The 23,821-nt window shown below is 64.4% G+C and carries 27 protein-coding genes; 14 read left to right on the forward strand and 13 right to left on the reverse strand.

From position 1 onward, the window contains the following. Positions 1 to 67 precede the first annotated feature (67 nt). Positions 68 to 580 carry a type VI secretion system contractile sheath small subunit gene (gene tssB, locus AC5LXX_RS29915; RefSeq protein WP_493412158.1) on the reverse strand — a complete coding sequence of 171 codons (513 nt, stop codon included), beginning with the start codon at positions 578 to 580 and terminating at the stop codon, positions 68 to 70. Positions 581 to 1,177: 597 nt separating this feature from the next. Between tssB and tssK the strand changes: the two genes are divergently transcribed. The 7 genes from tssK (at position 1,178) to tssE (ending at position 9,299) form a co-directional block, all read left to right on the forward strand. Continuing rightward, positions 1,178 to 2,530 (forward strand): type VI secretion system baseplate subunit TssK, encoded by a 1,353-nt coding sequence (gene tssK / locus AC5LXX_RS29920; RefSeq protein WP_493413443.1) that lies wholly within the window; start codon positions 1,178 to 1,180, stop codon positions 2,528 to 2,530. Further along, on the forward strand, positions 2,527 to 3,258 hold the full coding sequence (locus AC5LXX_RS29925) for a DotU family type IV/VI secretion system protein (protein ID WP_493412159.1): 732 nt from the start codon (positions 2,527 to 2,529) through the stop codon (positions 3,256 to 3,258). The genes tssK and AC5LXX_RS29925 overlap by 4 nt, the downstream gene beginning before the upstream one ends. Next, positions 3,255 to 4,976: an OmpA family protein gene (locus AC5LXX_RS29930; protein WP_493412160.1), complete on the forward strand. Its 1,722-nt coding sequence runs from the start codon at positions 3,255 to 3,257 to the stop codon at positions 4,974 to 4,976. The genes AC5LXX_RS29925 and AC5LXX_RS29930 overlap by 4 nt, the downstream gene beginning before the upstream one ends. Positions 4,977 to 5,084: 108 nt before the next feature. Further along, positions 5,085 to 5,570, forward strand: a complete 486-nt coding sequence (locus tag AC5LXX_RS29935; RefSeq protein ID WP_006494514.1) for an Hcp family type VI secretion system effector — start codon at positions 5,085 to 5,087, stop codon at positions 5,568 to 5,570. A 136-nt stretch (positions 5,571 to 5,706) separates the two neighbouring features. Continuing rightward, positions 5,707 to 8,430 (forward strand): type VI secretion system ATPase TssH, encoded by a 2,724-nt coding sequence (tssH, locus tag AC5LXX_RS29940; protein ID WP_493412161.1) that lies wholly within the window; start codon positions 5,707 to 5,709, stop codon positions 8,428 to 8,430. A gap of 46 nt (positions 8,431 to 8,476) precedes the next feature. Continuing rightward, positions 8,477 to 8,851, forward strand: coding sequence for a hypothetical protein (locus tag AC5LXX_RS29945; protein ID WP_493412162.1), 375 nt, complete (start codon positions 8,477 to 8,479; stop codon positions 8,849 to 8,851). A gap of 22 nt (positions 8,852 to 8,873) precedes the next feature. After that, positions 8,874 to 9,299, forward strand: a complete 426-nt coding sequence (tssE, locus tag AC5LXX_RS29950; RefSeq protein ID WP_493412163.1) for a type VI secretion system baseplate subunit TssE — start codon at positions 8,874 to 8,876, stop codon at positions 9,297 to 9,299. A gap of 83 nt (positions 9,300 to 9,382) precedes the next feature. Here the strand turns inward: tssE and AC5LXX_RS29955 are convergent, their stop codons facing one another. From AC5LXX_RS29955 to AC5LXX_RS29965, 3 genes are all read right to left on the reverse strand, one after another. Then, positions 9,383 to 10,276 (reverse strand): NmrA family NAD(P)-binding protein, encoded by an 894-nt coding sequence (locus AC5LXX_RS29955; protein WP_493412164.1) that lies wholly within the window; start codon positions 10,274 to 10,276, stop codon positions 9,383 to 9,385. A gap of 138 nt (positions 10,277 to 10,414) precedes the next feature. Continuing rightward, a complete protein-coding gene (locus tag AC5LXX_RS29960) occupies positions 10,415 to 11,335 on the reverse strand; it encodes an AraC family transcriptional regulator (protein WP_493412165.1) in 921 nt (306 codons plus the stop codon). 17 nt (positions 11,336 to 11,352) lie between these two features. Next, positions 11,353 to 11,529 (reverse strand): hypothetical protein, encoded by a 177-nt coding sequence (locus tag AC5LXX_RS29965; protein WP_493412166.1) that lies wholly within the window; start codon positions 11,527 to 11,529, stop codon positions 11,353 to 11,355. Here AC5LXX_RS29965 and AC5LXX_RS29970 point away from each other — a divergent pair. Beyond that, a complete protein-coding gene (locus AC5LXX_RS29970; protein WP_493412167.1) occupies positions 11,528 to 11,722 on the forward strand; it encodes a hypothetical protein in 195 nt (64 codons plus the stop codon). The two genes, AC5LXX_RS29965 and AC5LXX_RS29970, sit on opposite strands and share 2 nt — an antisense overlap. A gap of 21 nt (positions 11,723 to 11,743) precedes the next feature. Here the strand turns inward: AC5LXX_RS29970 and AC5LXX_RS29975 are convergent, their stop codons facing one another. Then, positions 11,744 to 12,697 (reverse strand): LysR family transcriptional regulator, encoded by a 954-nt coding sequence (locus AC5LXX_RS29975; RefSeq protein WP_493404205.1) that lies wholly within the window; start codon positions 12,695 to 12,697, stop codon positions 11,744 to 11,746. Between the two features lie 100 nt (positions 12,698 to 12,797). On the opposite strand from AC5LXX_RS29975, the gene AC5LXX_RS29980 reads away from it, so the two are divergent. Further along, positions 12,798 to 14,156 carry an NAD(P)/FAD-dependent oxidoreductase gene (locus tag AC5LXX_RS29980; RefSeq protein ID WP_493412168.1) on the forward strand — a complete coding sequence of 453 codons (1,359 nt, stop codon included), beginning with the start codon at positions 12,798 to 12,800 and terminating at the stop codon, positions 14,154 to 14,156. A gap of 322 nt (positions 14,157 to 14,478) precedes the next feature. After that, a complete protein-coding gene (locus AC5LXX_RS29985; RefSeq protein WP_493412169.1) occupies positions 14,479 to 14,913 on the forward strand; it encodes an HAD family hydrolase in 435 nt (144 codons plus the stop codon). A gap of 86 nt (positions 14,914 to 14,999) precedes the next feature. On the opposite strand, the gene AC5LXX_RS29990 is transcribed toward AC5LXX_RS29985, so the two are convergent. Then, positions 15,000 to 15,671 carry an alanyl-tRNA editing protein gene (locus tag AC5LXX_RS29990; protein ID WP_493412170.1) on the reverse strand — a complete coding sequence of 224 codons (672 nt, stop codon included), beginning with the start codon at positions 15,669 to 15,671 and terminating at the stop codon, positions 15,000 to 15,002. Between the two features lie 36 nt (positions 15,672 to 15,707). Further along, entirely contained in the window at positions 15,708 to 16,724 is a 1,017-nt protein-coding gene (locus tag AC5LXX_RS29995; protein ID WP_493413444.1) for a sterol desaturase family protein, read from the reverse strand. 94 nt (positions 16,725 to 16,818) lie between these two features. Here AC5LXX_RS29995 and AC5LXX_RS30000 point away from each other — a divergent pair, with 94 nt between their 5' ends. Both AC5LXX_RS30000 and AC5LXX_RS30005 read left to right on the forward strand, forming a co-directional pair. After that, the gene (locus AC5LXX_RS30000) at positions 16,819 to 17,865 is read left to right on the forward strand and encodes an AraC family transcriptional regulator (RefSeq protein ID WP_493412171.1); all 1,047 of its coding nucleotides are present in this window, start codon (positions 16,819 to 16,821) and stop codon (positions 17,863 to 17,865) included. A 50-nt stretch (positions 17,866 to 17,915) separates the two neighbouring features. Next, positions 17,916 to 18,221, forward strand: coding sequence for a hypothetical protein (locus tag AC5LXX_RS30005; protein WP_493412172.1), 306 nt, complete (start codon positions 17,916 to 17,918; stop codon positions 18,219 to 18,221). A gap of 298 nt (positions 18,222 to 18,519) precedes the next feature. On the opposite strand, the gene AC5LXX_RS30010 is transcribed toward AC5LXX_RS30005, so the two are convergent. Further along, a complete protein-coding gene (locus AC5LXX_RS30010) occupies positions 18,520 to 18,828 on the reverse strand; it encodes a hypothetical protein (protein ID WP_493412173.1) in 309 nt (102 codons plus the stop codon). 16 nt (positions 18,829 to 18,844) lie between these two features. On the opposite strand from AC5LXX_RS30010, the gene AC5LXX_RS30015 reads away from it, so the two are divergent. Continuing rightward, complete coding sequence (locus AC5LXX_RS30015) at positions 18,845 to 20,329, forward strand: EAL domain-containing protein (RefSeq protein WP_493412174.1); 1,485 nt, start codon at positions 18,845 to 18,847, stop codon at positions 20,327 to 20,329. A 31-nt stretch (positions 20,330 to 20,360) separates the two neighbouring features. Here AC5LXX_RS30015 and AC5LXX_RS30020 read toward each other — a convergent pair whose 3' ends face one another. Then, complete coding sequence (locus tag AC5LXX_RS30020; protein WP_493412175.1) at positions 20,361 to 20,738, reverse strand: SH3 domain-containing protein; 378 nt, start codon at positions 20,736 to 20,738, stop codon at positions 20,361 to 20,363. 83 nt (positions 20,739 to 20,821) lie between these two features. Beyond that, on the reverse strand, positions 20,822 to 21,703 hold the full coding sequence (gene kdgR, locus AC5LXX_RS30025) for a DNA-binding transcriptional regulator KdgR (RefSeq protein WP_124454306.1): 882 nt from the start codon (positions 21,701 to 21,703) through the stop codon (positions 20,822 to 20,824). Positions 21,704 to 22,052: 349 nt separating this feature from the next. On the opposite strand from kdgR, the gene kdgT reads away from it, so the two are divergent. After that, on the forward strand, positions 22,053 to 23,072 hold the full coding sequence (kdgT, locus tag AC5LXX_RS30030; RefSeq protein WP_493412176.1) for a 2-keto-3-deoxygluconate transporter: 1,020 nt from the start codon (positions 22,053 to 22,055) through the stop codon (positions 23,070 to 23,072). Positions 23,073 to 23,122: 50 nt separating this feature from the next. Here the strand turns inward: kdgT and AC5LXX_RS30035 are convergent, their stop codons facing one another. Genes AC5LXX_RS30035 through AC5LXX_RS30045 form a run of 3 tightly spaced genes read right to left on the reverse strand, consistent with a single transcriptional unit; the run spans position 23,123 to position 23,796 of the window. After that, the gene (locus tag AC5LXX_RS30035) at positions 23,123 to 23,329 is read right to left on the reverse strand and encodes a hypothetical protein (protein ID WP_124454302.1); all 207 of its coding nucleotides are present in this window, start codon (positions 23,327 to 23,329) and stop codon (positions 23,123 to 23,125) included. A 9-nt stretch (positions 23,330 to 23,338) separates the two neighbouring features. After that, positions 23,339 to 23,551 carry a 30S ribosomal protein S21 gene (gene rpsU, locus AC5LXX_RS30040; RefSeq protein WP_124454478.1) on the reverse strand — a complete coding sequence of 71 codons (213 nt, stop codon included), beginning with the start codon at positions 23,549 to 23,551 and terminating at the stop codon, positions 23,339 to 23,341. A 35-nt stretch (positions 23,552 to 23,586) separates the two neighbouring features. Next, the gene (locus tag AC5LXX_RS30045; protein WP_124454300.1) at positions 23,587 to 23,796 is read right to left on the reverse strand and encodes a hypothetical protein; all 210 of its coding nucleotides are present in this window, start codon (positions 23,794 to 23,796) and stop codon (positions 23,587 to 23,589) included. Positions 23,797 to 23,821 lie beyond the last annotated feature (25 nt).

A 23,821-nucleotide genomic window follows, 5' to 3' on the forward strand; every position in this document is an offset into this window, starting at 1 on the left:
CTCAGTCACGTTTGGTATGGCTGCGTGGTTGCGGGAGGCGGTGACGGCCGTCTTGGGCCGGCCGCGCTCACGCATGGCCTTCCTGCTGCAGGGTTGCCGTGGCGATTTGTCCCAGTTCACCGCGCAGCTTGTCGGACAGGCGCTTGTCCTTCAGGATCTTCTCGAACTCGCGGCGGAACATGCCGTTGTCGAGCAGATTCGACTTGAGGTCGCGCAACAGATTGCGCATCGCCAGCATCGCTTGCAGCTCGGGAATCTGACGAGCAACCTGCTCGGGCTCGAAATCCTTCATCGAGCGGAACGAAAGATTCGCCGGCAGTTCGGAGCCGTCGCCGGCCAGGGTGTTCTCCGCGGCGATCTTGAGATCCGGTGCATGGTCGGCCAGGACCGCGTCGAAGTTGTTCTTGTCGATATTGACCTTCTTGCGTTCGGCCAGCGGTGCCTGTTCGCGGCCCGCGCTGAAGTCGCCCGCGACGAGCAGCTTCAACGGCAGCTCGACCTTCTTCTGGGCCCCGCCCGTATGCAAATCCAGCGTAATCGAGACACGGCTCTTCGGAATTTCTCTCTGGAAGCTATCCATTTGTAGTCCTTATTTAGTGATGGTCAAGCATTGGGCGGGCACACGGCGTGTTCGGCACGATGGTCTCTTCGATATGTCACGCGTGGATGCAATGTCCAGCGTGTCCCTATCGATATTTCATCGCATGGTCTCCGTTCGCACGGCGAAATCGCATGTGACTTATACACGTCAAACTACGAATGAGTCAAAGCGCGTCGTTCAAAAACCACAACGATCAAATGCAAAAAATCGCAAACATCCCGAAACAATTTACAAATTCAAAATACGTCGACTATTTTCGATATAAGTTGTATTCGAGCCGAATGAAGCTATTCAAAGCGACCGGCATTCTCGCCGCATCCCTTTATTACACGGTTACCCGCGCCTTTCCCATTGGTCGCAAGCTATCTTTTCAGCGTCTCTCAAATTCGCCCGATAAATCATATATCCCAAAAATAATCACCCGACGAATTGTGAAATTTGTTCACATTTCATATATTTCCATTAGTAAACCAAACCATACGGGAATTATAAAAATTGGTTGCGCATCCAAAAAGATGTCATGTATAGATTACGCCCTTGAACCGAATAACGAACAAACAAATCACACGAGAGACCATGCGAATCACGAAGCCGCTATGGCACGAGGGCCTCATCCTGACCCAGCAGCATTTTCAGCAACAGGATAGATGGGCTGAATTTGCGCTACGTCAATACGCCAGCGCGGCTATCACACAGCCGTGGGGAACGCTTGCTGTCGAGGTCGATGAAGAAGCGCTGTCGGCAGGGCGCCTCAAACTCACCCGCTTGCGACTGTGTTTTCCGGACGGTACGCCGATCGATACGACCGTCGCCGATGCGCTGCCGTCTGCGCGCGATCTGACGCAAGGCGTGCCCGCGGACATGCAGAGCGTCGTCGTGTTCGCAGCGCTCGCGTTGCCGGATGCGAATGGCAGCAACTGCCGTTTCGACGAGACGTCGCTCGCCCGCCCGCGGCGCGCTTATCGAGAATTCGTCAAGGTCGCGGACCTGAATGGGACCGGCGAGGCCGAAATCGCCGTCGAACGGCATGCAGTACGGCTCGTGTTCGACTTCGAGTCGCACGCCGACGACACGGTCTGTGCGATCGCGCAACTGACACGCGGCTCCGGCGGCCAGTTCCAGGTCGATCAACAGTTCGTGCCGCCGTGCCTCACGCTCGGCAGCCATCCGCTGCACGTCGAGCGGATCAATCGTCTAACGGACATCCTGCACGCCCGGACCCTCGCGCTCGGTACGCGCCGTAGCGAGCGCATCGCCGAAGTCGCGGAATACGGCGTGGCCGACGTGCAGCTCTTCTGGCTGCTTCATTGCATCCACGCGGCATGGCCGCAGTTGCGATTGTTCTCCACGCACCCGAACCGTCCTCCGGAGCATCTGTACACGACGCTCGCGCAGCTGACGAGCGCACTGATGACGTTCTCGACCGAAGCGCGGCTCATCGACATTCCGGCGTACGACCATGTGCGAGCCGACGAGGTGTTCGCGAAACTGGAATCGCTGATCCGCAATCTGCTCGACGCCATCATTCCATCGCGGGTCGTGCCGATCGGTCTCACCCGCAAGGGGCCGACCACATGGACCGGCCAGTTCCTCGACGAACGGATCGTCGCGGATGCCGCCGACTGGTACCTGTCGGTCAACGCGTCGATGCCCGCGTTCGAGTTGATCGAGCAGTTTCCACGACTTTGCAAGATCGGTGCCCCCGACGACGTCGAGCACATCATCAATTCGGCTCTATTAGGCATCCCGCTCAAAGCCGTCCAGCGCGTGCCTGGCGCGATCCCGGTGCGTCTGGACAATCACTATTTCGCGCTGGACGCGTCCAGTGCCATCCACGCGAAGATGCTCTCCGCGCGAGCCTGCCAGATCTACCTGCCCGCGTCGGTGCCAGACGCCTCGCTCGAACTCTATGCCGTGTTGCGCTCATGAATGCACTGACTTCCCTCCGCAACGACACCGCCCTGATGCCAAACGCGACGGGCGCCAGCAGTTCACCCGGCGATGGGATGCGCGATCTGTTGCGCGACACCGCACTGCTTGTAACGACGCTCGCCTCGGGCGGACAGGCTCAAGACCCGGTCGCATTGCGGGCCCGGTGCAAGCAGCTTGTCGAGCGATTCTCGAGCGCGCTCCAGCAGCGGGGCTTTCCGGACGACGTGCGCAACGAGGCGGTGGTTGCGCAGTGCGGGCTGCTCGACGAGGTGGCGCTGCGACACCTGCCCGGCGAATCGCGTTCCGCATGGGAGCGCGAGCCGCTGCAGGTGGAACAATTCAACCTGCACGAAGCCGGTGAGCGTGTATTCGAGCGCCTGGACATGCGCATGCGCGAGCCTACGCCACCCGTCGCGTTGCTCGAGTGCTACTCGGCCATCCTCGGGATGGGATTCGTCGGCCGGTACGCCCGTGACGGTGACGCCAAGCGGACTGCGCTGATCGAGTCGTTGAATGCCAGGCTGGAAACGCTGCGCCCTGCCCCGGATCGGCCATTCATCGCGGATCGCATCGGCCGGCGCGCGTCCGACTGGTTCTACCGGCTGTCTCCATGGGCGATCGCCGGACTCGCGTGCGCGATCGCCGCGATCGTATGGGGCGTTTGGTCGGCCACGCTCGACGGGCAGCTCGCGCATCTCGTGGCGACAAAGGCCGTTCGCCCGTGAAATCCGACCTGCCTGTTCAGTCTGCAGAATCAAAGCGGTTGCCCGATCGTGGTCACGAAGGGCTCGGGTATCCGTCGCGGCTCATGGTCGCGTTCTCAACCGTGTTGGCGCTAGCCGTGATCTGGCTGGTACTTCCGCTCAGCGCCGGCGCCGCCTGGGCACTTTCGGCCTTTGTCGGGATTGTCGCGTTCGCGCTGACGGTGTGGTGTACGCACAAGCTTGTACGCGCGCGTCGCCAGAGCGCATATGTGCTGACCGCACTGGGTGCAGCAACGGCTGACATTCCGGTGAAGCTGCGCACACGCATGCCGCTCGTGCTGGTGACCGGCGACGGTTTGCCCGCGCTATTCGACCGTACGGGAGAAAGCCGGCACGTACACGTCGGCGACGGAGGCATCTGGCTGCGCGTCGATCGCCCTCAGGATCTGCCGCGCCTGGCCGTTGCAGTCAGGCAGTGGCGTGACGGGCGTGCTCCGGACGGCGTCGTGCTGTCCATCGCGCCTGCGCTGCACGCGGAAACCGACGCGTTGGTGCAGAACTTGCGCACCGTACGGCAGGCCGTCTCCGATGCCGCCCGCATACTGGGTACGCGAGTGCCCGGCTATGTAGCGGTCTACCAGCGGCTCACCACCGGCCCCGTCGCCCCTGCAACGCCGCTGTGGTACGGCGCGTCGTCGACCACTCGCCTGGCGGGCGGTGAATGTTTCGAACCCATGATTCGCGCAGCGGAACACGAGGTCCAGTGCGCGGCCGGCGATCGCGTCGCTGCAACACGCGCCGCCGCACTGGCCTCCATCGTCGGCTGGACGCAGCGCGTGGTTTTCGGCGCACTGTCGGACCGGCAACAGCCGGCGGCGCCATGGGCGCCGTTCGGCGCCGGGTGGATCGACTGTGGGCCGGCGAGTGCGCCTGTAAGCCTCTGGGAACGCGATGTCGAAATGCAGACGCGCGTGGCGCGTATAGCCTCCACCGCCTCACCGACGCCGTGGCCGCTCCCGCAGTCGCTGATCGAAGCGATGCCGCGACGATACTGGATGTCTCCGCGTCGGGCCGCCGCGGGCCACGCACTCGCGTTGCTTGCCTGCGCCGCTGCCGTCGCATTCTGGGGTGCAGCCAAGAACAACGAAGCGCTGCTGGATCGTATCGCCGCCGATCTCGGCCGCTATTCGGAGATCCCGGCAGAGCACGACGCGGCGAAGCGGGACGCACTGCAAGCGCTCGTGGCCGATCGCGATCAACTCGATCGCTACGCGCGCACCGGTATTCCGCCGCGCTTGTCGTTAGGCATGTATCGGGGCGCGCAGCTGATGCCTGTGCTGAACAAAGCGATCGCCTCTTACGAGCCGCCGCCGCCTCCCCCTGCTGTCGTCTCGCTCGACAGCATGTCGCTGTTCGACAGTGGCAAGGCACTGCTGAAGCCGGGGTCGAACCGTGCGATGGTCGGTGCGCTCGACATGATCAACGCGCATCCCGATAAACGCATCCTCGTCGCCGGCTACACCGACAACGTGGGCAATCCGGACAGCAACCTGAAGCTGTCGACCGCGCGCGCCGAAGCCGTGCGCGACTGGCTGGTGGACGCATCGGGTATTTCCGCGACACGGTTTGCGATTCAGGGCTACGGCATGGCGCGCCCGCTCTTGAGCAACGACACCCCGGAAGGCCGCGCGCGAAACCGCCGCGTGGAAATTACCCTGGTACCGGACACGGGAAAGTAGCGATCCTGGTTTAGCCCCCGAAGCAATCCGCTTCGGGATTCTTAAGCTCAGGGGCGTGCTCCTGGCGAGTTTAGTAGTACGTACAGTGCAATAAAAAGGAGTAAGGCAATGGCAATTCCGGCCTACATGTGGCTCAAGGACGATGGCGGCGCCGATATCAAGGGTTCGGTGACGGTTCAGGACCGCGAAGGCAGCGTCGAACTCGTAGCGTTCGACCACGGCGTGCATATCCCGACCGACGGCAACACCGGCAAGCTGACGGGCACGCGCGTCCACAAGCCGATCACGCTGACGAAGGAAACCGACGCGTCGACGCCGTACCTGTACAAGGCCGTGACGAGCGGCCAGACGCTCAAGTCGGTCGAGATCAAGTGGTACAAGATCGACGACGCGGGCAAGGAAAAGGAGTACTTCAATACGAAGCTCGACAACGTGAAGATCGTCGCCGTGAACCCGGTCATGCATGACATCAAGAACCCGGACTACGAAAAGCACAACCACCTCGAAAACGTGGAGCTTCGCTATGAAACGATCACCTGGTCATACAAGGACGGCAACATTATCCACAAGGACACCTGGAACGAGCGGTCCTGATCCTCATTGACGGTCGAACCGCCGGCTCCGCGAGCGGTTCTTTTGCCAGCCTGGCCGGTTCAGGCTGGCCCTTCTGTCCTGGCGACCGAGTCTGGCCAACGGCTGCGCGTCGCCTCTTCCCTCTTCAGGCATCGACATGACTCCGCGCGACACGACCCACCTGCTCCGTCGACTCAATCCGCACTGCGCGAAGGCGCTCGAAGCGGCCGTGAGCTTATGCCAGACGCGTCTCGCGGACGAAATCACCGTCGAGCACTGGCTGCTGAAACTGCTCGAGGCCGGTGACGGCGACATCCCCGCGATTCTGCGGCACTACGGCATCGACATCGACACCGTTTGGGATGCGCTGCTCGCGTCGATCGAGCATCTTCCACGCAATCTGCGGGGCAAGCCGGCGCTGTCTCCGCAACTGGCAGCCATGCTGCAGGACGCATGGGTACACGCAGCGTCCGAGACGGACGACGCGACGATCCGATCCAGTGACCTGCTGCAGGCGATCGTCGATCGGCCCCACGTATTGCGTGCACAAAACGCGTGGCCTCTACTGTCCGTCAGCAGCGCGCAGATTCAGCGCGTCCTGCCGCGCGTGGCCCATCGCTCTTGCGAGAGCCTGCGTCCGGAGGATATCGACGTCAGCGCAGATCATGTTCCAATCGGCCCGGGAGCCGACCGGACACCCGAATCCGCCGCGCCCGTCGCGGCAGCAACGCTCGCACCCCAGCGAACCACGGAAGGCGGCGCCCTCTCCCGTTTCACGATCGATCTGACCGACAAGGCTCGGCGCGGCGCCATCGATCCGGTGTTCGGCCGCGATCGCGAAATCCAGCAAATGGTCGACGTGCTCGCGCGTCGGCGCAAGAACAATCCGATCCTCGTCGGCGAACCGGGCGTAGGCAAGACCGCGCTTGTCGAAGGTCTCGCGCTGCGCGTCGCCGAGGAAAGCGTCCCGAACGTGATTCGTGACGTGCGCATCCTGACACTGGATCTGGGCCTGCTGCAGGCCGGCGCCGGCGTGAAAGGGGAATTCGAGCAACGCTTGAAGAACGTCATCGACGAGGTTCAGTCATCACCCGAGCCGATTCTCCTCTTCATCGACGAGGCTCACACATTGATCGGCGCGGGCAACGCCGCCGGCGGCGCCGATGCCGCGAACCTGCTCAAGCCGGCGCTCGCGCGCGGCGAATTGCGTACGATCGCGGCAACCACCTGGTCGGAGTACAAGGAATTCTTCGAGCGCGACGCCGCGCTCGAGCGCCGCTTCCAGATCATCAAGGTCGACGAACCCGACGACAATGCGGCGTGCCTGATGTTGCGGGGGCTGAAGAGCCGCTACGCGGAATATCACAACGTGCACATTCGGGATGACGCGCTCATCGCTGCAGTGAAACTCTCTCGACGCTATATCCCAGCGCGGCAACTGCCGGACAAGGCAGTCGACCTGATCGATACCGCTGCGGCGCGGGTACGAATGGGACTCGAATCGCCGCCCGCGGAACTGCAGCGCGCGCGCGCCGCAGTCTCCGCCATCGAACTCGAACTGGCGACGCTAGACGCGGATGCAAGGGCTGGTATCGATGACGTTGGGCCCCGGAGCGTGACGCTGGAGAACGCGCTTTCCGAGGCGCGGAACATCCTGACCGCCTTGCAGGCGCGCCATGTCGGCGAACTCGAGCTGGTCCGCCTCGTGCACCGGCATCGAGCCGACATCGCCGCAGGCGGCTCGGCGTCCAGCTATGGCCAGTTCGACGACATCAAACGCCTACTGGCCGGCCGGCAAGGCAAGACACCCTTGATCTCTGTCGATGTCGACGCAACGGCCATCGCGCGCGTCGTTGCGGAATGGACAGGTGTGCCGGTCGGCAATCTCGTCGAAGACGAACTGCTGAGCCTGCTGAATCTCGAACAGCAATTGGCCACGCGCGTGGTCGCACAGGACGATGCCCTGGCTGCGCTCGCGGAGAGCCTGCGCACCGCGAAGGCAGGCCTCAAGAATGAGCATGCGCCACTCGGCGTCTTTCTGCTCGCGGGACCATCGGGCGTCGGCAAGACCGAAACGGCGCTGGCCCTGGCCGACCTGCTGTTCGGCGGCGAGGCCGCGCTCACGACGATCAACATGTCGGAATATCAGGAAGCACACACGGTGTCGCAACTGAAAGGTTCGCCACCCGGCTATGTCGGCTACGGCCGCGGAGGCATCCTGACCGAAGCCGTGCGGCAGCGTCCGTACAGCGTCGTGCTGCTCGATGAAGTCGAAAAAGCTCACCGCGACGTGCTCGACCTGTTCTATCAGGTGTTCGACCGCGGCATGATGCGCGACGGCGAAGGACGCGAAATCGACTTCCGCAATTGCGTGATTCTGATGACATCCAATCTCGGCAGCGCACGGATTGACGAGATGACCGCCGACGATCCGCAGATTTCCCAGGCGACGTTGCTCGAGTCGATCCACCCGCAGCTTGTGGCGCATTTCCAGCCCGCCCTGCTCGCGCGCTTCCAGTCGCTGGTCTATCGGCCGCTCGATGCCGCCGCACTCGCGTCGATCGTGCGGCTCAAGCTGTCGAAGGTCGCCGACCGCCTGCGCCGGCAACACAGCGTCGAGCTGACGTGCGACGAGCCGTTGATCGACGCGATGGCTGAGCTTTGCCTCGCGCGCGAGTTCGGTGCACGCAACGTCGATGCGTTCCTCAATCAGCGGATTCTGCCGAATCTGTCGCGTGAACTGCTAGCGCGCATGGCCACCGGGGCCACACCCGAAAGGATCGTGCTGTCGAGCTCGGCCGAAGCGAGCGTGACGATCGATTTCATCGACCGTCCCATCGGGGCAGATCACTCGAACCAAACGTCTGCCACACCTCAATGATGGTGCCCAGACCCACTGCGCCTAAGTTCGACGTCAAGGACACCACATGGAAACGATTGCCTTGCTTTTGCTGCTCGCATGGCTGTATTGCACGTTCAATCTGATACAGATTCCCTGCACAATTTTCCGCATACGGCGTAAGCCTCAGAAAATCGGGTGCCTTCTGGCGTCGGGACGATTACTTCGCTATGCATTCATCTATGCCGTCACCGCTCCGCTTCCGCTCCTGGTTACAATCGTGCTCGCTGGGGCAGGCGTCAGTGGTAGCAAAGCTGGCGGCCTGGAATCAATCATGTGGTTTGCATGGGCTGCGCTCTGGCTCTTCTTGGCCGTGGCAGCGGCTGCGTTGCTGATCGCGTGCCTTCGGCCGCTGCTCTTCCGCGTTTTGGAGCGTCCAAACAGGATCGAGGGCGAAAATTGAACGGCATCGGAACTGCGACACAATGAACGCCGGCCCCTCGCTTTACGACATCCTGCTCGGCCAGATCGGCGGTGAGCCGCTCGATGCCTACGACGACCGGACACTCGAGTGCATGAGCGTCCAGAAAAATGTGCAGCGCATCCTGAACTCGCGTGCCGGAGCGCTGAAGCATCTACCGGACTATGGTCTGCCGGATCTGACGAACATCTACAAGGCATTGCCCGCGTCAGCCCACATGCTCAAGCAGCAGATGGAGGCGACGCTCTTGAAATATGAGCCTCGTATCCGCTCCATCGATGTCGCCATCCTCGAAAACGACGATCCTGGTGTGCTCGTGAGTTTTGAAATGACGTGCCATCTGCGGAAGGCCGGACTCGTGCGGTTCGGTACGTATTTCGAGGCGCCCGGGCGTATGTGGTTGAAACGCCGGATTACCGAACACGATTAAAGTGCTCCCGGAAGTCCGGACCGGGCTTCGCAACTTGCGAATCCCGGTCCATCGATATTAACGCCAGATGCCGGCCGCCTGCGTCACGCCGGCGCCGCATGCGCGCGCACAAGTACAGCAAGCGCTTCCTCCAGTGACGTCGTCCCGTAAGCCCGCTCCGACACGTCGGCCTCGACATCGATCTGCCCCGCGTTGTGCACGTCGTACAGATCGACGATCAGCTGCGCATGACGTTCGCTGAGCCCGGCGCGCAGCAGCGTCGCGTTCCACGTGTCGCGCGGCAGCTCGCGCGCGACGATCGGGCGCCCCGCCGCCGCACCCAACGTATCCGCGATCGCCGTCACGCTCACCCGCCGCGGCCCTTCGATGCTGACGATGCGCGGCCCGTTGCCGCCTTCCGGTGCATCGAGCAGCAGCCGCGCCGCGACGACGCCCACATCGGGCGCCCAGACCGTCGCAAAGACCTTGCCGACCGGATGGTGGAAGCTCGGCAGCACACCGGTGCCGAGCGCGACCGGCAGCACACGCGCCCAGTTTTGCAGATGCTCGGCCGACCGCAGCAGCGTCAGCTGCGTGGGGATCGTCGTCAGTCGCGCCTCGAAGTCATGGAACAGACGCGTGATACCCGTATTGCCTTCAAGCTCCGCGCCATAGTCCGATAGTGCGAGCAGCGCCGGCGGCGGGTTCGAGGCGATTGCAGCGGCCGCCGCATCGATCGTCCGCGTCATCGTCGCGGCCGGATCGGGGTCGGCGACCGGCACCGGGCATAGGATCTGCACGGCCTGCGCGCCGTCGATCGCCGCGGCGATCGCGTTCGCGTCCGTCAGGTCCGCGATCGCGACATCGCAGCCGAGCTGCACGAAACGTTCACGATGGCGCGCGTCGCGCAGCACCGCGCGCACGGAATGGCCTGCGTTGCGCAAGGCTGTCACGGTCGACAGGCCCACGTTGCCGGATGCTCCGAAGATCACGAACACGATCTGCTCCTGAGGGATGAAAGTGTTGTGATTGTCGGCATGCGCGGCCGGGAGGGCGCGCAGGGAGGGATGAATCGAGCAGGAAAGGATGACGGGATGCGAGGACGCATACGAGTCGTGCAATCCGCCTGTCAGTTATCAACACGCAGGCTTCTCACCCTCCTCACCGTCATAAGCAAGCCGCAACCCGCCCCGCGCGCCCGACCGCGCAACCTCCGTCGGCGTCGCGCCGAGCACGCGGTTCATCCAGTTCGCCATGTGGCTCTGATGCGCAAACCCGGCTTCCAGCGCGATCTGGCTGATGCTGAGCCGGCCTTCGAGCAGCAGCGCCTTCGCGCGCTCCACCCGGCGCCGCACGACGTACTGGTGCACGGGCATCCCGAGCGTTTCGCGGAACAGCACCTTGAAATGCGGCACGCTGATCGACACGAGCGCCGCGAGCTCGGCCAGCGTCATGCGCCGCTCGAGATTCGCTTCGACATAGTCGATCACGCGCGCCGCGGCCTTCGGCGCCAGCGTGCGCCGGCGTTCGCGAAATGCCGGCTGGCCGTCAACCAGCCGCGCGACGAGCGCCGTGCACAGGCTTTCCGCGTAGAGCGGATCCGACGCGTCTTCCGCTTCGAGTTCGGCGGCCATCGCCCACGCGATGTGCTGCAGCCGCGGGTCGCGCACCTGCAGCCGGCGGCGGATCTGCGCCTGTGACGGCTTCAGTTCGAGCTGCTCGACCGTACGCCGCACGAACGTGTCGCTGAGCGCGATATGCAGGATCCGGCAGTCGGCGCTGTCGGTCCACTGGCCGGGCAGGCCGGCCGGAATCACGTCGACGTCGCCGTGCGCCTGGATGCGCGACACGCGCTCGCCGTCGCACACGCAGTCCGCACGAACCGGCGAACCGATATGCATGCCGATCCGGTGATGCTCGGCCGCCGGGATCCGGTACGTGCCCGCGCGGATCTCCAGCAGCGACGCGCCAAAGCCCTGCCAGCCCAGCCCGCGGCTGGAGCGCAGGCTGACCGGAATGCCGTTGTCCGTCGGCGCGGCAAGAATCGGATCGCTCATCGCTTGTCTCCACCAGATCAGGTGACGAACGCGCATTGTGACGCGTTTTTAGCCGGCGTGCCGAGCCTGCGCGCCTGCCGCGGCATCGAGCAGAAAAAGATCATCCGTTTCTGCTCACGACGATCCTTGCGTGCGCGCCGGCGGGCGCCGCGACGCTTACGATCGCCCCATCCGACACCTACGGAGCCCGTCATGCCCTATTCCTGCCCGCTACGCGCGTCGTTCATCACGCGCTCGCCCTCCGCCGCCCGCCCGTCATCCGGCCCCCACTCCCGCAGCGGCCGCACCACCGTCGCCGCGTGGTGCTTGCGCGTCATCGGCTGGTACCGGCTCGAACGACTGCTCGCGTCGATTCCCGACAGCAACGACGACTTCGGGCTCGTCTGACCGGCCGGCCGCCGTATCCGCCTACTTGCGCCGCCGCTCGTGCAGCGCCACCGTCGCGCCGTCGATCACCGGCGCGCCCTGCTTGATCAGGAAATCGCGGAACAGGCCCGTCACCTGCGAGATCCGTCGGTCGGCGAGCGTGACCACGTACCATTCGCGCTCGATCGGGTTGCCGGGGAACGGCAATTGCCCGAGCAGCCCCGTGCGCAGTTCGAGTGCACACGCGTGCAACGACAGGAACGCGATGCCGAGCCCCGCTTCGGCCATCTGCTTGATGGCCTCGTTGCTCGACAGTTCGGAGCCCACATGGAACCGGTGGCCGGCGTTCTTGAACAGGCTCTCGACGGTCGAGCGCGTGCCCGCGCCGCGCTCGCGCACGAGCAGGTGCGCGGATTCGAGATCCTTCAACGCAACACGCTTGCGCTGCATCAGCGGATGGCCGGGCGCCGCGACGAACACCATCGGATGCTTCGCGAATTCGACCGCATGCGTACGCAGCTCCTTCGGTGCACTACCCATCACCGCGAGATCGATTTCATGCGTCGCGAGCATACGGATGATGTCGTCGCGGTTGCCGACCTTGAAGTACGTCTTCACGTGCGGGCGCGTCGCGGTGAATTTGACGAGCAGCGGCGGAATCAGGTATTCCGCCGTCGTGATCGCGCCGATCCGCAGCGTGCCGCCGAGGTCGCCCGTCAGCGCGGCCACTTCGTCGCCGGCCTCGCTCCACAGATGCAGGATCTCGCGCGCATAGCGCGACACGATCTCGCCGGCCGCTGTCAGCTGCACGCCGCGCCCCACCCGCTGCAGCAACGCGGCGCCCACGGCCTCCTCGAGCAGGCGAACCTGCAGCGACACGGCCGGCTGCGTCAGGTTCAGCTCCTCGGCCGCGCGCGACACGCTGCCGAGCCGCGCGATCATGTCCAGCGCCTTCAGCTGCCGGAATGTCGCGGTCTTTCCTATAAGTGAATACATATGAGTCGCTTATAAACATTAAATTGTTCGAGTGGGTTCGAAACTATATCGTCGGTTCTTGAGCAATGTCATCCGAATCGTCATTCAGCGGGAGCCCAACATGGACAACACCACGCCCAACCTTGCAACGGACCGCGCACCGCGCCTGCCGCGCATCGTGATCGTCGGCGGCGGCGCCGGCGGCCTGCAGCTCGCGACGCGCCTCGGCGACACGATCGGACGTCGCGGCCAGGCCGACATCGTGCTCGTCGACCGCTATCCGACGCACTTCTGGAAGCCGCTGTTGCACGAAGCCGCGTCGGGCCATCGCGATCCGGCGTCGCACACGATCGAATATGCGGCACAGGCGAAGCGCCACGGCTTCCGCTTCGTGCAGGGTGCGCTGCAGCGGGTCGACCGCGCGGCCCGCACCGCGACGATCGCGGCCGTGCACGACGCGGACGGCACCGAAGTCCTGCCGCAGCGCGAACTCGGCTATGACGATCTCGTGCTCGCCGTCGGAAGCGTGACGAACTTCTTCAACGTGCCGGGTGCTGCCCGCCATGCGCTGCCGCTCGAAAACCTCGACCAGGCCGAGGATTTCCGCCGCAAGTTCCTCGCGGCCTGCACGAAGGCGAATCACCTGGCCGAGCAGCAGCCGGCACGGCGCGCTGCGCCGATCTGCATCAACGTGATCGGCGCGGGCGCGACGGGCGTCGAGCTGGCGGCCGCGCTGCGGCACGCGGTCCAGCAACTGACGACGTATCGCTTCAAGGCGCTGGTGTCCGCACGCGACGTGCACATCCGGCTGATCGAAGGCGGCCCGCGCATCCTGCCGGCACTCGACGCGCGGCTGTCCGGCAAGATGCACGCGCAACTGCGCGCGCTGAACGTCGACGTGCTGACCGATACGCGTGTGGCGGAAGTCGGCGCGGATGCCGTAACAACCGCGGCGGGCGAGCGGCTCGCGAGCGATATCACGATCTGGGCAGCCGGCGTCGCGGGCCCCGCGCTCCTGCGGGATATCGGCGACCTCGCGCTCAACCGCTCGAACCAGGTGATCGTGACCGACACGCTGCAGACGCCCGACGATCCGCACGTCTATGCGTTCGGCGACTGTGCCGCGTGCCCGTCGACCGGTGCGAGCGGGTTCCTGCCGCCGCGCGCGCAAGTCGCGCACCAGCAGGCCGTGTACCTGGTCAACGCGTTCGCGCGGCGCATCGCCGGCAAGCCGGTGGCCGGCTTCACGTTCCACGATGCGGGCACTGTCGTGTCGCTCGGGCATGCGGGCGCCGTGTACCAGGCGGACATCAGCGTGCGTTCGCGCTCGCTGATCGTCGACGGGCTCGCCGCGATCGGGCTGTACAAGTTCCTGTATCGCAAGCACCTGTTCAGCGTGGTCGGCGTGAAGCGCGCGCTGTTCCAGTCGCTGAGCCACTGGCTGCAAAGCCGCAACCAGCCGTCGATCAAGCTGCACTGATCGACGACGCGCGCGCCATCGCATGACGGCATATCGGGCGGCTCTCGCTCGATATGCCGTTTCTTTATATGCATATGCCCGATGCGCTCAGACCGTGCGCCACGCCGGTGCATCACATCGAAGGCCGTCGATGCGACGCAATGTGCGCGGAAAACATCACCAGACACGCATCCCGCGCCCACTCTGGCTCGCAACCCGATTCATTAGCCAGATCGTATGAGTCGGATAAAAATATTAATTGGTCGTATTTTCGGGATCGACGCTAAGGTGTGTGGCATTCCCGTCGGCGAACGGATCATCACGTCTCTGAAGAGGAATCACCGTGGTTATCGAAGCCATCGTCACCCGTCTCGACGCAGCATTCGCACAGATCGAAGCAACACCGGATTCGCGCGAATCGCGCCATCAGCGCGACGCGATCATCCAGTGGCTCGACCGCGCATCGGAAGAAGGATATCGACTCGGTCTCGTCACGACGCTGCCGGCCGCACGGCTCAGCGACATGTTCGAAGGCCAGTTCGGCCGCGCGAACCTCGATCGCTTCTCGGTCGTCGTCACCGATTCCAATCAAAAGGAATCCGGATCAAATCAGCATCCTTTCGACGTCGCGCTGCAGGCGCTCGGCGTGCCGCCCGAGCGCGCGGTCGCGATCGCGAGCAGCGAGCCGGAGCGCCGCGAAGCCGAGCATTTCGGCCTGTCGCGCTGCGTAAACATCACCGACACCGTGCGCTCGATCGCATCGGCCGGGCTGCACTGAACGCCGGCACATTGGCCGGCGGCAGCCGGCCAGCATCGATCCGGCGGCAATCACGCATGCGGAGATCGTGATTCCGTTCGCGTCGATCATGAACCTGAAGGTCGGGCCGCCACCGACGGCTCGATCAGCATGACCTCGATCCGCTCCTTGCGCTTCCCGGTGTTCTTGCGTTTGAGCGTCAGCATGCCGATCTCGCCGGTCGTCGCTGGATGCGTGCCGCCGCACGCCATCGTCGCAAAGCCGTCGACCGTCCAGAAGCGGCGTTGCGCGCCGACATCGCTGAAGTCGGTCACGATGCGCAGGTCGCGCTTTGTCAGCTCGACCACAGCCGATTCGATCTCCGGAAACAGCGGCGACAGGCTCGTGTCGCTCGCGAAGTCGATACGCGCCTTGTCCTGCGCGATATGCGCGCCGATGCGCTCGATACCGGGCCTGAGCCGATAGACCAGTTGCAGTACCATTTCGGCTGCGAAGTGCAGGCGCATCAGCCGGTAACGGCGCACCCAGTCGATACGCCAGGTCACCGGATCCCCGACGCGCAGCGCGTGGCCATGCGTGAGCGTATAGACGATGTCGAGTCCCTGCTTCTCGGCCTGGATGACGGGATAGTCGCCCAGCGACCCCGTATCGCTTTCCTGGCCGCCTGAAAACGCGAAGAAGATGGTCGCGTCCACCCGTACGCGATCGCCGTCGACGTGCGTGACGACGGTATCCAGCGTGGTCCGGTAGGAATCGTCCCAGAATACTTTCCTTGTCATCGCCCGCCACGCCTGTCGCCGAGGAAAACTCCGAGCCTAGCCCGAGCGCGTCCGGGCGGCTTGTACGATCTTGCGCCCGGATGCCGTCGCGTCCTCGCCCGGCGCGATGCGCGGCGCCGTGGCGTCGTCCTCGCCCTTCCGCTCGACGCTCCATGTATGGATCGGCCGATGCCCCGGTCGCTCCCACTCGGGCGGCATCCACAGGTGTTTCAAACGCTGCAGCACCGGCCCGGGTGCGAACACGTCGCGCCACATGTCGACGAATTCGTGCACGTTCAGCACCAGGAAGTTGTACGAAAGAATCTGCTGCGTGATTCCGTAGTCGACCGGTTCCGTTTCCTCGATATACGTGCCGAACATCCGGTCGAAAATGATCAGCACACCGCCGTAATTCCTGTCGATATAACGCGGATTGCGGCCGTGATGCGCGCGATGGTTCGACGGTGTATCGAACACGTACTCGAACCAGCGCGGCAGCCGCCCGATCGCTTCGGTATGCACGAAGTACTGGTACGCGAGATCGACCGCGAGCAGGAACAGCACGACGGCCGGCGGAATGCCGAGCCACACGGGCGGCAGGTAGAACACGAACACGCCGACGAATGCATTCAGCAGCGACTGCCGCATCGCCGTCGTGAAGTTCATCACTTCGCCGCTGTGATGCGGCACGTGCGCAGCCCAGAACCAGCGCACGCGGTGCGACGTGCGATGAAACCAGTAGTAGCAGAATTCCACGAGGACGAAGATCGGCACGATCGTGTAGCCGTTCACCGGCACGTCGAACAGCCGGTGCCGGTAGACCCACGCGAAGATCGCGCCCGTGAACAGGAGCCCCATCACGGTCTCGGCCACCTGATAGCCGGCGCCGAGCGACAGGTTCGCGACGATCTCCTTCCAGCGAAACGGCTCACGGCGCCCGCGCCCGGTCATCACCGCGTATTCGACCGCGAACGCGATCAGGAACACGGGCGTCATGCCGATCAGCAGCACCTGCTTCCAGTCCACGTCGTTCCCCAGGAACGCATGGAGCCACGTCATCGACTCGGTCGGCATATCGGCAGTCTCGATCAGGAACTGCCGGGCAGTATGGTCGCGCACGGGTCAGCCCGCGTTGACACTTGCCGACGATTACTTGACACTTTCCGCCATGCCCGCCGCTTCTCCGCTCGCGACCCAGCGCGTCTACTACTCGAGCACCTACGTGCGGCTGCTGTTCGACTATCTGTCCGAGCAGGGCCAGGATGCGGTCGGCGTGCTCGGCGAGGCGCGGCCGCCCGAGGACGATCGCGGGCTGACGCTGTATGCGAGCGCACATTGGCGCGGGCTGCTCGAACGCGCGGTCCGGGCGCTCGACGATCCGCTGCTCGGCCTGCACGTCGGCCAGCGGATCACACCCGCGCATCTCGGTGCGCTCGGCTATGCGCTGCATGCATGCCGCGACGCCGGTGCCGCGCTCGCGCGCTGGCAGCAATACGAACACCTGATCGCGAACGTCGCGCGCATGGAAGTGCGGGTCGAGGCAACGTCGGTCGCGATCGAATGGCACGATGCGCCCGAACCGCTCGGACCGCTCGTCGACGAAGTCGCGCTGACCGCGATCGTCCAGTTCGCGCGCAACATCACCGGCACGCGCAACGGGCCCGACGAAGTCTGCTTCGTGCATCCGTCGCCCGGCGACGCACGGCCCTACCTCGACTACTTCGGCTGCCCGGTGCGGTTCGGTCAGCCGGTGAACCGCCTCGCCTTTCCGTTGCACCTGCTCACGCAGCCGCTGCAACAGCCGGACGACGCACTGCGGCACATGATGGAACGCCAGGCGAGCGCGCTGCTCGCCGAGCTGCGGCAGACCGATGACCTCGAACAGTCGGTGCGCGAAGCCGTCGCGCGCTGGTTGACGCAGGGCGAAGCCGGCATCGAGCAGATCGCATCGGACCTGCATGTGTCGTCGCGCACGCTGCATCGCCGCCTGGCCGAACTCGGGCTGAACTACCGGTTCCTGCGCGAGGACACACGGCGGCGGCTCGCGATCGATCACCTGAACGATCCGCGGCTGACGCTGGCGGAAGTCGCCTGGCTGCTCGGCTATTCGGAACACAGCGCATTCACACGCGCGTTCCGGCGCTGGACCGGCGAGTCGCCGCAGCAGTGGCGCAGCCGGCAGCCGGCGCGGCCGGCCGGCGTCGTGCGCGGCTGACGAACTCGCGCCGGCCGGCGCGGTCGAACGGGCATCGCCGGAGAATCCTCATGAAACGCGTTGCCACTGCTGCTGTCCTGACCCTGCTTGCCGCCGTCAGCTTACCGGCAACCGCCGGCGTACCGTCCGACGCCACCGCGCCGGTTCCCGTCCAGGCACATGCGAAAAACTGTGTCCCGTCGCGAGAAGCCGCGCAGGACGTCCGCTCGCCGTCGAAGGCCCCGCCGATCCGCGTCTGCGTCGGCGATTCCGATACGCAACTGAACCTGCCGTGGTTCCTGACCGATGTCCTCACCGCGGTCGATACGCACCAGTCGCCCGGCGCCCTGCTTCATCAGATGCGCAACGATTTCTGAATCGCGGCCGCGCCGACCGACGCCCCTGCATCGTTCGTTCCACGTCAAGCCTCTTCAGCGGCAGCCCATTCTTTCGCAATCCTTTCGGACATGCACGCCGGCGACACGTCGTCTGAAACGGCGTGTCGCGACAATGTTTCGTTTTGAGACACAATCACAAAACTGCACCAATTTTTAATCAATAATATTTCGTAATAGCGCGCCGCATCTTATACTTGCCGCGCACCATCCTCGTGCCAAGAGACGGTGTCTTTCGACCCGGCCGCACGACCATGCGGTCGGGGTTTTTTTCGGTGTGCTACGTCAATATAGATGTGCGGAAGGCACATGTTATCGACGCGCGCGGCCGGACTGCATGACCGATCGCGACGGAGCTGTGGCCGATGCCCATCACGATCGTTGACCCGGTTTGCATCGCGATATCGATGCGCAAGCCGGATCGCACGAACCGGGCATGACGCGTGCGCGCCGCACGCGCACCCCATCGGTTCGACTTGCCTCTCCATGCGTACAACATCAAAGGCAACGCGGGAATGCCGGCGCTCATACCAGTCTCGAAGTCCGTTTTCCAGCGCAGCGGCGCGTGGCCGCGAGCCGTCTTTTTCATCGCCGTAATCGTTTGCGTGCTCGTGCCTGCCGGCGCGATCGTGCTTGCCGATCGCTACGCCCGCGATGCCGTCACCATGCAGGAACGTGTCGCCGCGAACGACATCGTGGCCACGGTGGATCGCATCCTCGACGGCGCTCGCATGCGGCATGCGGACGAGCTGACCGCACTCGTCGGGAGCCCCTGCGCGACGATATTCCGGACGCTCGCCGAAGTGAGCACTCGCCTGCGCTACCTGCGCGCCGTCGCGCTGGTGAACGATGGCCGCGTCATGTGCTCGTCGGCGCTCGGTGCGATCGATCTGCCGCTCGACGCGTACACGCGCGAGCCCGAACCGGGCTCGACGATCGTCACGCTGCTGCGCCAGACGCCCTTTCAGCACGGTGTTCCCGTGCTGGCCATGTATCGCGCCACCGGGCATGGCGCGGGTGTCCTGTACCTGATCGAAGGCGACTACGTGGTCGACGCGCTCGCACCGAGCGCCCGCAACGGGACGGAAACCGCCACGCTGTCGATCGCCGGATCGGGCCGTCTCGACCAGCAAGGAAAGTTCACGCCGGAATCGGGCGCAGGCCCCGCCGGCGGCACCGCGATTGCGTCGCAACGCTGGCCGTTCACGGTGTCGGTCGCCGAGTCGGCTCGGTACGCTTCGCACGTCCAGGGCCACTACCGGTTGATCGCCGTGACGATCGTGCTGCTGGCCGACGGCCTCGTGATGGCCGCCTACCTGCTGGCAATGGCGCCGCGGCGGCTGTTGCTGAAAGCCGTTCGCCACGGACTCAGGCACAACGAGTTTCATGTCGTGTACCAGCCGATCGTCGATGTGCAGACGCGCAGGACCGTGGGTGTCGAGGCGCTGCTGCGCTGGCAGCATCCGAAGTGGGGGGCCATCAGCCCGGCCGTGTTCATCCCGCAGGTGGAAGCGAGCACGGTGCTGCCGAAGGTGACCGAATTCGTGTTGCGAACGGCCGTATCCGAACTGACCGCGCTGACGCCATCCGCGCCGCTGCGCATCGCGGTGAACGTCGCACCGCAGGATCTCGAGCGTACGCGGTTCGTAGCCGTCGTCGAGGAGGCGATCCGCGCGCTGCCGCCCGGCTTCACGCTGGTGCTCGAAGTCACCGAACGCATCCTGCTCGAAAAGAACGCGCGGACCACCGAAATATTCCATGCACTCCGATCGAAAGGCGCGAAGTTTGCGATCGACGATTTCGGCACGCATCACAGCAACCTCGACATGCTGTCGCGCTTCCCGTTCGACTACGTGAAGATCGATCGGCAATTCGTCGCGCAGTTGAACGGCGGCGGCGCAAGGCTGATCGAGGGAATCGCGGCCCTCGCGCATCACTACGACCTGAAGATCATCGCGGAAGGCGTGGAAACGGAAGCGCAGCATCGCGCGCTGCACGCGGTCGGGATTCAGTATGCGCAGGGCTATCTGTATCGGCGGCCGCAGCGCGCGGAGAACCTGAAACGCGATTTCGCGTGGGCGTCGGCATAGCGGCCTCGCGCCCGAAGCATACGGCCGGCGGTTACTGCGCGCCGTACTGACCGCCGAGCCGCACGCGGCCCAACTCGACCCAGCCTTCGAAGTCGTCGCCGGTCTTGCCGTTCACGTACATGATGTTGTACCAGCGCCCGTGCGACTTGTAGACGGTCACCGAATCGCCCGGCACGATGAAGGTCCGCTTCGTCATGCACTGCGCGTCGGGTGCCGAGTAGAAATACGCGCGCCCTGTGCCAATGACCGTGCCGGACGCCGGCGGCCGGAAGTTGTCGTCCGGGCCGCTCGTGGCGGCATTGAGCTGCCCGCAATCCACCGTGCTTTTTGCCTGCACGCCGTTCGCGCCCAGGCTCGCGCCGATCGCCAGCATCGCGATGCACGCGCACATCGAGATTTTCATCCGCATGGTTCGTCCTTCACGTCGTCGTATTCGAGGTTCGCCGGTTCGCGGCCGGCGCGGCATCGATTGTAGCGTCGCGTTAGGCACGCTCAATCGTGCACGATCGCTGCCGCCTCGATACCCGTCGCCTCCTGACGATGCCCGAGCCGCGCGGAAATCGCCCGACCGGCCTCCTTCAGCAGTGCGACGTAATGCGCTTTCGTGTCTGCACCGCAACGCATCGTCGGGAACGACAGCGACAGCCCCGCGATTACGCGATCGAAACGGTCGAACACGGGCACCGCGAGACACAGCAGGCCGTCTTCCTGTTCCTCGTTGTCCTCGCCGTAGCCCTGCTGCCGCACGTGCGGCAGGATGCTCATCACCGCGTCCGCCGACGCGAGCGTCTTCGCGGTCGACTTCCTGAACTCGATGCCGGCCAGCACCGCGCGCGCTTCGTCGGGCGTCATCCATGCGAGCAGCACCTTGCCGATCGCCGTGCTGTACAGCGGATTGCGCCGGCCGATCCGCGACTGCATGCGCAGCCCGTAATCGGCGTCGATCTTGTGGATGTAGATGATCGCGTCCTCGTCGAACGCGCCGAGGTGCACGGCTTCGCGCGTCAGTTGCCCGATGCGGCGCATCTCGAGATCGGCCTCGCGCACGAGGTCCACGCTTTCCAGCGCCTTGCTGCCCAGCTCGAACAGCCGGATCGTGAGCCGGTAGCGGTCGGTCTCGCCTTCCTGCGCAACGTAGCCGAGCGTCTTCAGCGTCTGCAGGAAGCGATGAACCGTGGTCTTCGACATGCCGAGATGCTGCGACAGTTCGCTGATGCCGATCTCGCGGCGATCGCCGAGCGCGGCGAGGATAGTAAAGACCTTGCCGACGGCCGCGACCGAATCGGCCTTTTCGGCGGCCCCTGCCGCCGAAGCGTCGGCTTCGGCTCCCTGGTTCGCCTGATCGCCTTTGCGCTGCCTGGGCGTTGCTGTCATGTCCGTGAATCCCTAAGTGCGAAGCGGGAAAGCATAACGCGTCGGCTACGCGGCACGGCCAGCGCGCGAGCCGGATTTCCATGGGGAAGGCGTACGCCGCCGACACCGTCGCCACCGATCGCCCTGATGAAGATTGAAGCACACATCCTCAAAATTCGGAACGTCGATCCGGATTCGTTATCTAGCTGTAACGATCGATAGATTACTGTCGTTTCAATGCCGTCACGGATTACGGGTATACGACCATCATTGGAATTCACAAAAACGGACCACCGTTCCGAATATTCTCCTATAGTCAGTCAGCAGACATCATTCGACAACGGGACGCGTCGACGTCCACGGAGGAGACGTGAAGCTGAAACAGGCCATCGACCGTATTCCGGGCGGGCTCATGCTGGTCCCGATGCTGCTCGGCGCGTGCGTGCACACGTTCGCACCGAACGCCGGGAAGTACTTCGGCTCGTTCACCAACGGCCTGATCGCGGGCACCGTGCCGATCCTCGCCGTGTGGTTCTTCTGCATGGGTGCGACGATCAACCTGCGCGCGACCGGTGTCGTGCTGCGCAAGTCGGGCACGCTGCTCGCGACGAAGATCGTGGTCGCTTGGCTCGCGACCCTGATCGCCGCGCGGTTCATCCCCGACGACGGCATCCGCACGGGCCTCTTCGCGGGCCTGTCGCTGCTCGCGATCACGACGTCGATGGACATGACCAACGGCGGCCTCTATGCGGCCGTGATGCAGCAGTACGGCAGCAAGGAAGAAGCCGGCGCATTCGTGCTGATGTCGATCGAATCGGGGCCGCTCGTCAGCATGCTGATCCTCGGCGCGGCCGGTGTCGCGGTGTTCGAGACGCGGCTGTTCGTCGGCGCAGTGCTGCCGTTCATGATCGGCTTCACGCTCGGCAACCTCGATGAAGACCTGCGCGAGCTGTTCGGGCGCTGCGTGCATCCGCTGATCCCGTTCTTCGGCTTCGCGCTCGGCAACGGCATCGATCTGAACGTGATCGCGAAGAGCGGGCTGCCGGGCATTGCGCTCGGGCTCGCGGTGATTGTCGTGACGGGAGTGCCGCTGATTCTCGCGGATAAGCTGCTGGGTGGCGGCAACGGTACCGCCGGGCTCGCCGCGTCGTCGACGGCCGGCGCCGCGGTTGCGAACCCGGCGATCATCGGCGAGATGATTCCGAAGTTCAAGCCGATGGTGCCGGCCGCGACGGCGATCGTCGCGACGGCCTGCCTCGTGACGGCGATTCTCGTGCCGATTCTGACGGCGATGTGGGCGAAGCGGGCGGCTAAAGCGTCAGGCGTGCCGGTAAGGGTGGCAGTACCGACGGGGCGTGGTGGGGCGATCGAGCATGAGGGGCATGTGTGACGAAACCGGTGCTGGTCCGTACGCACCATCGCGACGAATCGCCACCCGCCTCACCCCTGAATGCTGAGCGCCTTCTCCAGCGCGGCGATCAGCTTGAACGCATCGTCCCGCCCGATCAGAAAACCGCGGCTGGTGTACTCGCACCCGAACGCATAGAAGCTCGGCAGCAGTGTCACCATGTCTTTCTGCCGATCGAGATCGACTTCGCATTTCGTCAACGGGAAGAACGGGGGCGCCTCGGCCGGCATGTTGTACACGATGTTCTCCTAGTACATTTTGCGCGGCGGCAGCATGCGCTTCGCCCGCAGGCGCTGCCTGGCCACGGCGCTGGCCTTTTTCCGCTTGCGTTCCGTCGTCGGCTTTTCATAGCCGGTGCGACTGCGCAGCTCCCGGATCAGCCCGGTTTTCTCGATGTCGCGGCGGAATCGCCGCAGTGCGACATCGATCGGTTCGTTGACCTTCAGGGTAATGGTTGTCATCAGGGTCCTGTTCAGGAAAAGGGGGGAACGGAAAACTAGCCAAGCCGTGTCATGACGGCACTCGCGATCCCGTCCGATTCGAATTCCGAATATCCGGCTCCGATCGACAGTGCGCGTACCGCCGCGAACATCTGCAGTTCTTGCTGATGGCACTGCGCCGAATCGGCGATTCCGGCAGGCACGGTCGTGCCCGTCCAGGTCACCTCGCGCCGTCCGATCAATCCAAGCAGTTCATCGACGATCATTTCGCCCTCCGAATTCATCACGCGT

The organism is Burkholderia torrens (genome assembly GCF_984668525.1).

What these genes read in the sequence shown, in the direction of transcription:
- AC5LXX_RS29925 (WP_493412159.1), top strand. Translation starts at nt 2,527, where the DNA reads ATGAATGCACTGACTTCCCTCCGCAACGACACCGCCCTGATGCCAAAC.
- AC5LXX_RS30045 (WP_124454300.1), bottom strand. Translation starts at nt 23,796, where the DNA reads ATGATCGTCGATGAACTGCTTGGATTGATCGGACGGCGCGAGGTGACC.
- AC5LXX_RS29995 (WP_493413444.1), bottom strand. Translation starts at nt 16,724, where the DNA reads ATGCCGACCGAGTCGATGACGTGGCTCCATGCGTTCCTGGGGAACGAC.
- AC5LXX_RS30000 (WP_493412171.1), top strand. Translation starts at nt 16,819, where the DNA reads ATGCCCGCCGCTTCTCCGCTCGCGACCCAGCGCGTCTACTACTCGAGC.
- AC5LXX_RS29935 (WP_006494514.1), top strand. Translation starts at nt 5,085, where the DNA reads ATGGCAATTCCGGCCTACATGTGGCTCAAGGACGATGGCGGCGCCGAT.
- AC5LXX_RS29975 (WP_493404205.1), bottom strand. Translation starts at nt 12,697, where the DNA reads ATGTATTCACTTATAGGAAAGACCGCGACATTCCGGCAGCTGAAGGCG.
- AC5LXX_RS29990 (WP_493412170.1), bottom strand. Translation starts at nt 15,671, where the DNA reads ATGACAAGGAAAGTATTCTGGGACGATTCCTACCGGACCACGCTGGAT.
- rpsU (WP_124454478.1), bottom strand. Translation starts at nt 23,551, where the DNA reads ATGACAACCATTACCCTGAAGGTCAACGAACCGATCGATGTCGCACTG.
- AC5LXX_RS29965 (WP_493412166.1), bottom strand. Translation starts at nt 11,529, where the DNA reads ATGACGGGCTCCGTAGGTGTCGGATGGGGCGATCGTAAGCGTCGCGGC.
- tssH (WP_493412161.1), top strand. Translation starts at nt 5,707, where the DNA reads ATGACTCCGCGCGACACGACCCACCTGCTCCGTCGACTCAATCCGCAC.
- AC5LXX_RS29945 (WP_493412162.1), top strand. Translation starts at nt 8,477, where the DNA reads ATGGAAACGATTGCCTTGCTTTTGCTGCTCGCATGGCTGTATTGCACG.
- AC5LXX_RS29960 (WP_493412165.1), bottom strand. Translation starts at nt 11,335, where the DNA reads ATGAGCGATCCGATTCTTGCCGCGCCGACGGACAACGGCATTCCGGTC.
- tssE (WP_493412163.1), top strand. Translation starts at nt 8,874, where the DNA reads ATGAACGCCGGCCCCTCGCTTTACGACATCCTGCTCGGCCAGATCGGC.
- AC5LXX_RS30020 (WP_493412175.1), bottom strand. Translation starts at nt 20,738, where the DNA reads ATGCGGATGAAAATCTCGATGTGCGCGTGCATCGCGATGCTGGCGATC.
- AC5LXX_RS30010 (WP_493412173.1), bottom strand. Translation starts at nt 18,828, where the DNA reads ATGAAAAAGACGGCTCGCGGCCACGCGCCGCTGCGCTGGAAAACGGAC.
- tssB (WP_493412158.1), bottom strand. Translation starts at nt 580, where the DNA reads ATGGATAGCTTCCAGAGAGAAATTCCGAAGAGCCGTGTCTCGATTACG.
- kdgR (WP_124454306.1), bottom strand. Translation starts at nt 21,703, where the DNA reads ATGACAGCAACGCCCAGGCAGCGCAAAGGCGATCAGGCGAACCAGGGA.
- AC5LXX_RS29980 (WP_493412168.1), top strand. Translation starts at nt 12,798, where the DNA reads ATGGACAACACCACGCCCAACCTTGCAACGGACCGCGCACCGCGCCTG.
- tssK (WP_493413443.1), top strand. Translation starts at nt 1,178, where the DNA reads ATGCGAATCACGAAGCCGCTATGGCACGAGGGCCTCATCCTGACCCAG.
- AC5LXX_RS29970 (WP_493412167.1), top strand. Translation starts at nt 11,528, where the DNA reads ATGCCCTATTCCTGCCCGCTACGCGCGTCGTTCATCACGCGCTCGCCC.
- AC5LXX_RS30005 (WP_493412172.1), top strand. Translation starts at nt 17,916, where the DNA reads ATGAAACGCGTTGCCACTGCTGCTGTCCTGACCCTGCTTGCCGCCGTC.